This window comes from Flavobacterium sp. I-STPP5a, from assembly GCF_009764685.1.
GTDB lineage: Bacteria > Bacteroidota > Bacteroidia > Flavobacteriales > Flavobacteriaceae > Flavobacterium.
In genome coordinates this window covers 43,469-55,915 of sequence record NZ_VHLM01000019.1, presented here as the reverse complement: position 1 = coordinate 55,915, position 12,447 = coordinate 43,469, and the positions used below count along the sequence as shown (strand labels likewise).

The following is a 12,447-nucleotide window of genomic DNA, read 5'->3' as shown; positions in this document are numbered from 1 at the left end:
CAATCATCCACAATCATTACATGAAAAATCTATTTTTATTTTGTTTTATTTCTCTTTTTTTCATTGGCTACAGCCAAAAGAAAACATTACAAACCAAATTCATTTCTGAAAAAATAGAAATTGACGGTAAACTAAATGAAGCTATTTGGAACTCAGCAGCTGTAGCAGGCGATTTTATCACATTTGAACCTGATAATGGAAAGCCCATTCCTGAATCTAAGAAAACAGAAGTTAGAGTATTGTATGACAATGATGCAATATATATAGGTGCACTGATGAATGATGAAAATCCTGGTGAAATTTTAAGAGAGATTACACAGCGAGATGATTTTGGAACTTCGGATATTTTTGGGGTTTTTATAAATGGATTTAATGATGGTCAACAAGATTTTCAATTTTTTGTAAATGCTGCTGATGGTCAAGCCGATTGTATTACAACTGATTCAAACGGAGAGGATTATTCTTGGGACGCAGTTTGGGAAAGCAAGTCTGTTATTACTGATAAAGGCTGGGTTGTAGAAATGCGAATTCCGTATGCTGCGCTTCGCTTTTCGGCAGAAAACAAACAAACTTGGGGACTGAACTTTTTTAGAGAAGTAAGAAGAGATCGATATAAATATTCTTGGAATTTTATTGACTCTAAACTAGGAACTTTTACACAACAAAACGGTATTTTGGAAGGTATTGAAAACGTCAAACCTCCCGTTAGGCTTTTCTTATTGCCCTATTCCTCTTTTTATGTAAATGCCAATGCTAAACAAAAAACGTACGGAACACTTAAAGGCGGACTAGATTTAAAATACGGTATCAACGATGCTTTTACGCTAGATATGATTTTGATTCCTGATTTTGGACAAACAAAATTTGACGATCAGATCTTGAATTTAGGCCCGTTTGAACAGCAATTCAATGAGAACAGACCTTTTTTTACAGAAGGAACAGATTTGTTTAGCAAAGGAAATTTACTTTATTCCAGGCGTATTGGCGGAAGCCCAAGCACTAGACCTAACGTAACAACTAATGAAATTGTTGCTACTAATCCTACCACTGTAAACCTAATTAATGCCTTTAAAGTCACAGGCAGAACTAAGGGCGGACTAGGCGTGGGAATATTAAATGCTGTTACCGAAAAAACATCAGCAACTATTAGAAATACCGTAACTGGTGCTACACGAGAACAAGTTGTAGAACCCCTAGCAAATTACAATGTATTCGTGCTAGACCAGCGCTTTCGCAAAAATTCCTCAGTAGCATTCATCAATACAAATGTAACTAGAAATGGGCGTTTTAGAGATGGAAACGTTACCGCACTGGCATGGGATTTAAACACTAAGAAAAACACTTATAACTTAGCTGGAGATTTCAAGTACAGCTACATTAACGCCGCACAAGAAAAAAAAGGAATCAATTCTCAACTTAATTTTTCCGAAACAAGTGGTAAATACCGCTATGGAATGGGAGCTGAAATCATGACCAAAGATTTTGATAATAATGATTTAGGGATCTATTTTCAAACTAATTACTACAGTGTATATGGAAATGCGAGTTATAGAATTTTAAACCCTACTAAATATTTTAACTCCTTTAACACAAGGCTAAATGTGTACACACAATTTCACAAAGAAACGGGAAAGATACAATCTAACAATCTTAATTTTCAAATCAACTCTGATACCAAAAAAAACCATTACATCGGTTTTGGATTAAACAGCAACCCACTAGAATCCTATGATTATTATGAAGCACAAGCTGAAAATAGATTTGTAATCATACCAGAGCGCGTAGGTGGATTCCTGTACATATCTACTAATTATAATAACCGTTTTGCTATTGATTTGAATCCATCATATACTGTTTTTAATGAAGCTGGCAGAGAAACTTATGGTTTTGCGATAGGACCAAGATACCGTTTCAGTGACAAATTATCCTTGAGTTACAACTTCAATTTTTTTAGACAAAACAACAATAAAGGATATATAGACACTTTTTCTAATCCGAATCCAAGTACAAACGTGCCTCCAACTATAATCTTTGCCAATAGAAATGTAGTTACCTACTCTAACACTTTATCAGGAAAATATGCTTTAAACAGTCAGATGACTTTTAATATTGCTTTGCGTCATTACTGGTCTTATGCTGAGAATAAAAATATTTTATCCTTAGAACAAAACGGCAGATTACAAGATTTTACAGGATACAACACCAATAAAAATTCTAGTTTTTACTCGTGGAACGCCGATCTATCCTACACTTGGTGGTTTGCTCCCGGAAGCCAAATTTCTATTTTATACCGAAATAATGCAGCCGCACGTGAAAGAACCATCAATAAGAATTTTGAAAACAATGTAACCCAATTGTTAAATAACGAAGCTTTAAGTCACGTTTTTTCTATTAGTGTGCGCTATTTCATTGATTACAACTCTGTAAAAAATTATTTTTAAATGCAGTTAAATTGAAAACAAGGTGTTTATATCCTTAAATAATCAATATTTACGGGGATTATTCAAGATTTTGCAATAGTGAAACACAGGTGCTTTATCCTTTTTAGAAAAACTTTATCTTTGTTTAAAACTAAAACGATGAACAAAAAAGTAATTCTTATGATACTAGACGGATGGGGTAAATCACCTGATCCAAAAGTATCTGCAATAGATAATGCAAATGTCCCTTTTATAAACAGTTTATATCACAAATACCCAAGCGCACAATTACGCACAGATGGCTTAAATGTGGGGCTTCCAGAAGGACAAATGGGCAATAGTGAAGTAGGTCACATGAATCTGGGTGCCGGACGAATTGTGTACCAAGATTTAGCCAAAATTAACTTGGCCGTTGCACACGGCACTTTAGCACAAGAACAGGTACTAGTAGATGCCTTTACTTATGCCAAAACCAACAATAAAAAAGTACATTTTCTTGGACTAGTATCAGATGGTGGTGTGCACTCACATACTTCGCATTTACGAGGATTGATTGATGCATCACAAGAATATGGTTTAGAGAAAGTATTTATTCATGCATTTACTGATGGTCGTGATGTAGATCCTAAATCCGGAAAAAATTACATTCAAGATTTGCAAGAATACATTAGCAACACTTCTGTTAAAATAGCATCGGTTATTGGTAGGTATTATGCTATGGATAGAGATAGACGCTGGGAAAGAGTCAAACTTGCTTATGATTTACTGGTAAACGGAAAAGGAACTGCTGCTACTAATGCTGTACAGGCTATACAAGAAAGTTACGAGGCAAATATTACCGATGAATTCATTAACCCAACCGTAATCACTACCAACAACAATGAGCCGATTGCCGTAATTGAAGATGATGACGTAGTTATTTTCTTTAACTTTAGAACAGACCGAGGCAGAGAATTAACAGAGGTATTATCACAAATGGATTGTCATGAACAAAACATGCACAAACTTAATTTATACTATGTAACTTTAACGAATTACGATGAAACGTATCAAAACGTAAAAGTAGTTTACAATAAAGATAACATCACTGAAACACTGGGTGAAGTTCTCGAAAAAGCAGGCAAAAAACAAATCCGAATTGCTGAAACAGAGAAATATCCACATGTAACATTCTTCTTTTCGGGAGGTAGAGAGCTGCCTTTTATTGGCGAAAGCCGAATCTTAAAAAACTCTCCGAAAGTAGCTACTTACGATTTACAACCTGAAATGAGCGCGTATGAGCTCACGGAGGCACTTATTCCAGAACTTGAAAAAGAGGAAGTTGATTTTGTATGCTTAAACTTTGCCAATGGAGACATGGTAGGACATACAGGCATCATGAGCGCAGCAATACAAGCCTGCGAAGCTGTTGACCAATGTGTTGAAAAAGTTATCACTACAGCACTCGCTCACAATTACACTACGCTTGTAATTGCGGACCATGGCAATTGCGAAACCATGATTAACCCTGATGGAAGTCCAAATACGGCACACACCACAAATCCAGTCCCACTAATTCTAGTAGATAAGGACTTAACGATGATTAAAAATGGTGTGTTAGGAGACATAGCCCCAACAATACTTGAATTGATGGGTATTGAAAAACCTGCGGTAATGACTTGTAATTCTCTATTATGAAAAAGTATATGATTGCGCTATTAACTATAATTTTATATAGTTGCAGCTCATTAGGAACAGGACATAACGGCAGCCCTGGTGAGAATGGTTCAAATGCAATAGGAACCGAGAATGGGAAAAGTGGCGCTCCTGGTAAAAACGGTAAGTCCCACTAAAACAAACAAATAATTAATAAGAAAGAGGCATTCAAAAGTATTTTGAATACCTCTTTTTTTGTTAATAACGCTCTCTTATTTAAAGAGTAATCACATCTTAAATTAAAGTTAAATAATCAAAAATGACAGTATTACTATCAATTTTGACGTACTTTTGTTTGAATTAAAAACCGAAACCATGAAAACATACTTTTTATCTGCCCTTGTTCTTTTGCTTACAACTAGTCTATGGAGTCAAATTAAGTATGACAAAAATAGAGAGTTCAATGATCTTAATGAAGCTTTAAAAACTCCAGAACTTATCTATCGATTAGATTTAAGTAATCAAATCATAAAACTTGATGGTGTAGACTGGTCTAAATTTATAAATCTTGAATACTTAAGTTTGAAAAACGACCATTTGACAGAAATTCCAAGCGGCATTTCAAAAATAAAAACTTTAAAATCAATTGATTTAAGTGGGAATGATTTTGATGTCCTTCCTAGCGATTTTTCAAATCTAAAATTACTGGAAGAAGTACGTCTAAACGACGAGAGTAAAATGGACCTACCCAAAACACTTGAAGTTTTAGCTAAATTGCCAACACTTAAATCTTTGTACCTTGAAAATGATCAGCTAAAAACACTACCAACTGAATTATTAGAAATAAAAAATCTTGAAAATTTATTTCTTGGAAACAATATAATTGAGAAGGTTCCTGCTTTAAAAAAATTAGATCATCTTAAATATATAGACTTAAAAGACAACAAAATTAAAACCGACTTGCAAGACATGAAAAATTTGAATTTTGGAATTAAAGTGAATTTCTAATAAGATAAAATTTACAACTATTGTAAATACAAAATTGAGCTTAAACAAACATTATGGACGCTATTTTATCAAATATAAGTATTGCTATTAACGAGAAGTTGTACGTTAAAAATCCCGAAACCTCCACTTTAGGCAAGAAAATAATAGAAAACAGCATCTTACTTATTGATGAAATTGGTTTTGAAAATTTTACTTTTAAAAAATTGGGAGAACGAATTGGCTCTAATGAAAGTTCAATTTACCGCTATTTTGAAAGCAAACACAAACTTCTTTTATACCTATCTTCTTGGTACTGGGGATGGATTGAATACAAACTAGTATTTGCCACAAATAATATTCTTGTACCAATTGACAGATTAAAAAAAGCAATCACAATAGTAACCGAAAAAATTGAAGATGATTATGCTACAACTCATATCAATGAAAGCATCTTGAACAAAATTATTATTGCAGAGTTTACTAAAACCTTACTTACTAAAGAAGTAGACGAAGAGAATAAAGAAGGCTTTTTTTTAGTTTATAAAAGAGTCATTAACCGCCTCATTGAAATGATAATTGCAATCAACCACGAGTACCATTTTGCAAAAAGTTTAGCCTCGTCAATTGTTGAAGGAGCTTTGCACCAGCATTTTTTAAAAGACCATTTAAAAACCATTACAAATTGTAATGAAACCATTTCGCCAACAGATTTTTACATAGATCTAGTAGAAAGAATTGCAAAATAAACAACATGAAAAATACACCTTTAAAACGATTTTATAATTTACTTACATTAGATAGAAAAGATGTCTACCAAATTTTCTTCTATGCTATTTTTGCTGGTTTAATAAGCTTATCACTCCCATTAGGTATTCAAGCAATTACAAATTTTATACAATCAGGCCGCGTAAGTGCTTCATGGATTGTGTTAATAGTATTGGTTGTATTTGGTGTAGCTTTAGTTGGATTATTATCATTAATGCAACTCCGAATTACAGAGAACTTACAGCAAAAAATATTTGTACGTTCCTCATTTGAATTTGGTGCTCGTTTACCCAAAATAAAAATTGAAGAACTCTACAATACTTACCCACCTGAGCTTGCCAATAGGTTTTTTGATACTTTAGCAATACAAAAAGGAACATCAAAATTATTGATTGACTTTTCGGCAGCCTTACTTCAAATTATTTTTGGTATTATATTGTTGTCTTTATACCACCCTTATTTTATAGTATTTGGGGCATTACTGTTTTTATTACTCTATTTTATATTCAAGTTTTCATACAAAGCGGGACTTGAAACAAGTTTAAAAGAATCTAAATTCAAATATAAAGTAGCGAGTTGGATCCAAGAAATGGCAAGAAATAGCTATAGTTTTAAAAACGATTTAAATTACAATTTTGGATTGCAAAAAAATGACACCCTTGTAAGCGATTACTTGTCTTACAGAGAAAAGCATTTTAAAATTATTCAAAGACAATTCAGTCAATTGATTATTTTTAAAATAATAATTACAGCCAGTTTACTCTCCATTGGTGGTTTTTTAGTGCTATCACAACAAATGAACATCGGTCAATTTGTGGCTGCAGAAATTATTATCCTATTGGTCATCAACTCTGTTGAAAAAATTATTTTGGGCCTTGAGACGTTTTATGACGTATTAACATCCGTTGAAAAAATAGGACAAGTAACAGATTTAGAACTTGAAGAAGAAATGGCCTTTACTAGTGATAGCTGTTATAATAAAATTTCGCTGGAGATGGAGGAAACGAGTTTTAAATTCCCAGACTCACCAAAGGAAATTTTAAATGGCATCTCATTAAAAATTGAACAAGGAGAGCACATTGCAATTGAGGGTAAAAACGGATCTGGAAAATCAACATTAATCAGAATTTTATCGGGTTTATTAGAGCCTACATCAGGTGCTTTATATATTAATGATGATACTTTCAAAAAAATAAATATAAAACAATACCGATCCCAAATAGGATCTATCATTACTGGAGAAACCCCATTTGAAGGTACCTTGCTTGAAAACATAACCTTTAATGATAAATTCATAAGGACTGAGGATTTAAGATGGGCTATTGATGGCGTTCAACTCACTTCATTTGTAAAATCATTACCAAAAGGACTTGATACTAATATATTACCTGAAGGAAAACAACTCTCTTCATCGAATTGCCAAAAGATTTTATTAGCCCGAAGCATCATTCATAAACCTAAAATTTTGTTTTATGAAGATCCAACAGATAAGATGGATACCACTGTTGCTAATGAAATTATAGATTTTATAACTTCTGAGAAACACAAATGGACTATCATAGTTTCATCAAAAAATCCATACTGGAAAACCAAGTGCTCCCGTGTAATCATTATGAATAACGGTGTAATTGAACAAGATTTAAAAAAATAATTAGCCATGCTAAACATATCCGAAAACAAAACAAAACTACCCTCTTTTGACCGTTTCACAACGGTACATAACTTGGTTAATAGACCTCATTACAAAATTTTAAATAAGATTATTGCTGCGGTTTCAATTGTAGGAGTCATCGCTTTATTTTTGCCTTGGACACAAAACATTTCCGGAAGCGGCAGCGTAACAACATTAAAACCAAACCAAAGACCGCAATCCATACAAAGTGTGATATCAGGTAGACTTGAAAAATGGTATGTACAAGAAGGGGATTATGTAAAAAAAGGGGACACCATAGTTTTTATATCAGAGATTAAGGAAGATTACATGGATCCAAATTTAGTACAAAATACTAGGAACCAAATCAATGCAAAGAAACAATCCTTAGAATCCTACAGCGCAAAAGTAAGCACATTAACCGGACAAGTAGAAGCTATTGAAAGAGAAAAGGGTTTAAAACTAGAGCAAGCTCAAAATAAAATCAAACAATCTGTTTTAAAAATTAAAAGTGATAGTATTGATTTAGTAGCAGTAAAAACACAACTAAAAATTGCGACAACACAATTCAACCGTTCTGTTGCTTTAAACAAAGAAGGATTAAAACCACTTACAGATATTGAAGAAAAAAGGCTAAAATTACAAGAGGTTGAAGCCAAAATAATCACTCAGGAAAATAAATATTTGACTAGTAAAAACGAATTTATAAATGCCAAAGTTGAAATAAATAGAATAAGTGCAGAATATGCTGAAAAAGCATCCAAAGCTACTAGTGATAAGTATACCGCATTGAGCAGCCAATTTGATACAGATGCACAAGTCAATAAACTAGAAAATCAATATGCAAATTACAGCATTAGAAACGGCATGTATTATATCAAAGCATCGCAAAACGGATATGTCAATAGAGCCTTGCAATCTGGTATTGGTGAAACCATAAAGGAGGGAACTCCAATAGCCACGATTATGCCCTCAGAATATGACATTGCTGTTGAAACATTTGTGAATCCTATTGATTTACCCCTTTTAAGTAAAGGTGAAAAAGTACGCGTTTGGTTTGATGGTTGGCCTACCATTGTATTTTCGGGTTGGCCTAATATGTCTTACGGAACCTTTGGTGGAAAAATTGTAGCCATTGAAAATTTTATTAGCGTAAACGGCAAATACCGTGTATTAATAGCTCCTGATGAAAACGAGGACAAGTGGCCAAAACAATTAAGCATAGGTGCAGGAGCACAAACTATTGCCCTACTGAACAATGTACCAGTGTGGTTTGAACTTTGGAGAACATTAAACGGCTTTCCCCCTAATTATTACAAACCTGCTGCTCAACCTACAAAAGATAAAAAGTAATGAAACAACTACTAATAGCTTTTTCATTTTTTACCATCTCATTATCCGCTCAAACTACGGTTTCAAACGAGTTGACCTATACTGAATTTTTAGGTTATGTAAAAAAGTACCATCCTTTGGTAAAAAATGCTAATCTTGAAATAAACAAAGCGCAAGCCAACTTAATGATGGCTAGAGGTGGTTTTGATCCGAAAATTGAAGTCGATTTTAGCAAAAAACAATTCAAAGACAAAGAGTATTATTCTATTTTAAACAGCAGTTTTAAAATACCTACTTGGTATGGTATCGAAATTAAAGCTGGATTTGATAACAATGAAGGCATATACCTGAATCCCGAAAACACAGTACCTAATCAAGGGCTAACATCTTTGGGAGTTACTGTTCCGCTTGGACAAGGATTGTTAATTAATCAAAGAATGGCTGATGTTCGAAAAGCAAAAATGCAAATAAAACTAAGCGAAGCAGAGCGAAAACTGCAAGCCATTGCTGTGCTTTATGACGCATCAGTGGCGTATTTTAATTGGAAAAAAAACTTCAATGAAGTACAACTCTACGAGGAATACAATCAAAATGCGCAAATACGATTTAAAGGAATACAATCCCTAATCAATCAAGGAGACAAACCTGCAATAGACAGTGTAGAAGCCGGAATTATCGTAAAAAACAGAGCTTTAAGTCTAGAAGATTCTAAATTAAAACTTACCAAAGCCAAATTAGAACTTTCTAATTATTTATGGCTGGAGAACAACGTTCCGCTAGAATTAGCTGAGGATTTAATTCCGGAAAATCAATTGGAATTTACCATTCAAGAAAGTTTAAGAACAAATGACCTGGTTAATCAAGACTTTTCGATTACCAATCATCCAAAAATTAACGCACTCGAAAGCAAGATTGACATGCTTACAGTGGAACAAAAACTGAAAGCCAATATGCTTTTACCCAAAATTGACATCGGTTACTCCTATCTTTCTGAACCGAGCTATATAGACAATTACCGCTTTGAAGATTACAAAATTGGATTAAATTTTTACTTTCCATTATTTTTAAGAAAAGAAAGAGGCAGCCTTAAATTAGCTAAATTCAAAGTACAAGAAACAGAATTTGCTTTGAATCTGGAAAAAGTACAATTGACGAACAAGATTAATGCTCAAAAAACAGAAATCGAATCTTTATTAAAACAAAAAGAATTAATAAAAGGTCTGGTAAAAGACAGTCAAACCATGCTCAAATCTGAGGAGCGCTTGTTTTCATTTGGAGAAAGCTCTCTATTTTTAATCAATACTAGAGAGAACAATTTAGTGAGTGCACAACTTTCAAAAATAGCATTGGAAAACCGCTTTTACATTTCAAATTCGGAGCTGTTTAAAATTATGGCCAATCCGGATTAAATAATTATAAAATCGTACTTTTGCCAACTGAAAATTCGAAATTATGATTATAGCAAAGTCACGTGAAGAAATAGAATTAATGCGCGAAAGTGCCTTAATCGTATCCAAAACATTAGGAATGATTGCCTCCGAGATCAAAGAAGGAGTAACCACATTATACTTAGACAAACTTGCCGAAGCCTTTATTCGTGATCACGGCGCAGTTCCAAGTTTCTTAGGATTGTACGGTTTTCCAAATTCATTATGCATGAGTCCAAACTCACAAGTAGTTCATGGAATTCCAAACAATAAACCATTAGAAAGTGGTGATGTAATTTCGGTGGATTGCGGTGCTTTCAAAAACGGATATCATGGTGATCATGCGTACTCTTTCGAAATTGGCGAAGTAGCACCCGAAACAAAAAAATTATTACAAGTTACAAAGGAATCCTTGTACGTAGGAATTCGCGAACTCCGTCTAGGAAATCGTGTGGAAGATGTGGGTAATGCTATTCAAAAATATACCGAAGCACATGGATATGGTGTAGTGCGTGAGCTGGTAGGTCACGGCTTAGGCCAAAAAATGCATGAAGATCCCGAAATGCCAAATTACGGTAAAAAAGGTCGTGGTAAACTTTTTATTGAAGGTATGGTGGTTGCCATAGAACCGATGATCAATATGGGAACCCGCAACATCAAACAACATAAAGACGGCTGGACAATAACTACTGCCGATGGAAAACCATCAGCCCATTTTGAACACGATGTAGCCATTATTGATGGAAAACCTGAAATTTTATCCACTTTTGCCTATGTGTATAAAGCACTGGGAATTGTGAGCAATGAGGAAGATGAATTTAGAAAAGTGCCTTTGGTGATGTAAATTATTTCACGAAGATTCGCAAAGAAATCGCAGAGATTCACAAATTTCTATTCAACAATGGTAACCAAATGGAAGAAGAACTATCAAAAATCCCTGCTGATTTAGAATCACTTTCTTATAAAATAATAGGGCTAGCAATTGAAGTTCATAGACAATTAGGCCCTGGCCTATTAGAGTCTGCTTACCAACAATGTCTCTTTTATGAAATAAAAAAGGCAGGTTTTAAAGTTGAAAAAGAAGTACTGCTACCAATTATCTACAAAGAAATAAAAATTGATCATGGATATAGAATTGATTTATTAATTGAAGACAAATTAGTCGTGGAATTGAAAACTGTTGAAAGTTTTACTTCGGTACATTTTGCTCAAATTTTAACCTATTTGAAATTAGGACAATATCCACTAGGATTACTAATCAATTATAATTCAAAAATTTTAAAAAACAATATTAAACGATTCATTAACACCGCTAGAGAATTGTAAAACTTTGCGAATCTCTGCGACTTCTTTGTGAATCTCTGTGTAACAAACTATGAAAAGACTTTTCAAAACCATCCTCAATACCATTCCACGTCCGTTATTAATTCGTTTGAGTTATGTGGCTCGACCAATAATAGCCTTTACTCTTAAAGGAGACAAATTTACTGATCCTATTGACGGTAAAAGCTTCAAATCAATGTTGCCGTACGGATACGAAACACAGCGTAACAACGTGCTATCGCCAAGTACTCTTTCATTGGAAAGACACCGTTTGTTGTGGTTGTACCTCAACGAGCAAACAGATTTTTTTACTGCACCTAAAAAAGTTTTGCATTTTGCTCCTGAACAAGCTTTTTATAAATTGTTTCGAAAGCAAAAAAACTTAGATTATACCACCACCGATTTGTTTTCGCCTTTGGCAGATGTGAAAGCAGACATTTGCAATTTACCTTTTAAGGACAATCAATACGATGTGATTTTGTGCAATCACGTTTTGGAACACATCCCTGACGATACCAAAGCGATGCAGGAATTGTATCGTGTTTTGAAACCAGGCGGAATGGCTATTTTACAAATCCCACAAGATTTAAAAAGAGAAGTAACTTTTGCGGATGACAGCATTACCGACCAGAAAGAACGTGCCAAAATATTTGGACAATACGACCACGTGCGCATTTATGGCCGAGATTATTTTAACAAATTAAGAAGCATAGGTTTTACAGTTGTTGAAGAAGATTACACTAACAAAATTGCTCCTGAACTAGTCGAAAAATACTGTTTGGCCAAAGGAGAAATCATACCCGTTTGTTTTAAATAATATTTAGTAGATTAAAATCCAACACAGATTCCACAAATTTGCGCAAATTAATCTGTGTGAATTTGTGGAATCTGTGTCTATATAACCTAA

At 33.8% G+C, this 12,447-nt stretch carries 11 protein-coding genes; all 11 read left to right on the top strand.

Annotation, left to right across the window (positions count from 1 at the left end):
- The first annotated feature begins 20 nt into the window (after positions 1–20).
- The 11 genes from FJV36_RS04435 to FJV36_RS04385 all read left to right on the top strand — a co-directional run bounded on the left by FJV36_RS04435 (position 21) and on the right by FJV36_RS04385 (position 12,357).
- Entirely contained in the window at positions 21–2,441 is a 2,421-nt protein-coding gene (locus FJV36_RS04435) for a DUF5916 domain-containing protein (protein ID WP_158729555.1), read from the top strand.
- A gap of 138 nt (positions 2,442–2,579) precedes the next feature.
- Positions 2,580–4,097 carry a 2,3-bisphosphoglycerate-independent phosphoglycerate mutase gene (gene gpmI, locus FJV36_RS04430; RefSeq protein ID WP_158729554.1) on the top strand — a complete coding sequence of 506 codons (1,518 nt, stop codon included), beginning with the start codon at positions 2,580–2,582 and terminating at the stop codon, positions 4,095–4,097.
- A complete protein-coding gene (locus FJV36_RS04425; protein ID WP_158729553.1) occupies positions 4,094–4,252 on the top strand; it encodes a hypothetical protein in 159 nt (52 codons plus the stop codon). Before gpmI ends, FJV36_RS04425 begins: the two co-directional genes overlap by 4 nt.
- Before the next feature lie 178 nt (positions 4,253–4,430).
- The gene (locus FJV36_RS04420) at positions 4,431–5,063 is read left to right on the top strand and encodes a leucine-rich repeat domain-containing protein (protein ID WP_158729552.1); all 633 of its coding nucleotides are present in this window, start codon (positions 4,431–4,433) and stop codon (positions 5,061–5,063) included.
- 53 nt (positions 5,064–5,116) lie between these two features.
- A complete protein-coding gene (locus FJV36_RS04415; protein ID WP_158729551.1) occupies positions 5,117–5,788 on the top strand; it encodes a TetR/AcrR family transcriptional regulator in 672 nt (223 codons plus the stop codon).
- A 5-nt stretch (positions 5,789–5,793) separates the two neighbouring features.
- Positions 5,794–7,458: a peptidase domain-containing ABC transporter gene (locus tag FJV36_RS04410; RefSeq protein WP_158729550.1), complete on the top strand. Its 1,665-nt coding sequence runs from the start codon at positions 5,794–5,796 to the stop codon at positions 7,456–7,458.
- A 6-nt stretch (positions 7,459–7,464) separates the two neighbouring features.
- Positions 7,465–8,811 (top strand): HlyD family secretion protein, encoded by a 1,347-nt coding sequence (locus FJV36_RS04405; protein WP_158729549.1) that lies wholly within the window; start codon positions 7,465–7,467, stop codon positions 8,809–8,811.
- A complete protein-coding gene (locus FJV36_RS04400) occupies positions 8,811–10,199 on the top strand; it encodes a TolC family protein (RefSeq protein ID WP_158729548.1) in 1,389 nt (462 codons plus the stop codon). The genes FJV36_RS04405 and FJV36_RS04400 overlap by 1 nt, the downstream gene beginning before the upstream one ends.
- A gap of 43 nt (positions 10,200–10,242) precedes the next feature.
- The gene (gene map, locus FJV36_RS04395; protein ID WP_158729547.1) at positions 10,243–11,061 is read left to right on the top strand and encodes a type I methionyl aminopeptidase; all 819 of its coding nucleotides are present in this window, start codon (positions 10,243–10,245) and stop codon (positions 11,059–11,061) included.
- 68 nt (positions 11,062–11,129) lie between these two features.
- The gene (locus tag FJV36_RS04390; RefSeq protein ID WP_158729546.1) at positions 11,130–11,543 is read left to right on the top strand and encodes a GxxExxY protein; all 414 of its coding nucleotides are present in this window, start codon (positions 11,130–11,132) and stop codon (positions 11,541–11,543) included.
- 49 nt (positions 11,544–11,592) lie between these two features.
- On the top strand, positions 11,593–12,357 hold the full coding sequence (locus tag FJV36_RS04385) for a class I SAM-dependent methyltransferase (protein ID WP_158980876.1): 765 nt from the start codon (positions 11,593–11,595) through the stop codon (positions 12,355–12,357).
- Positions 12,358–12,447 lie beyond the last annotated feature (90 nt).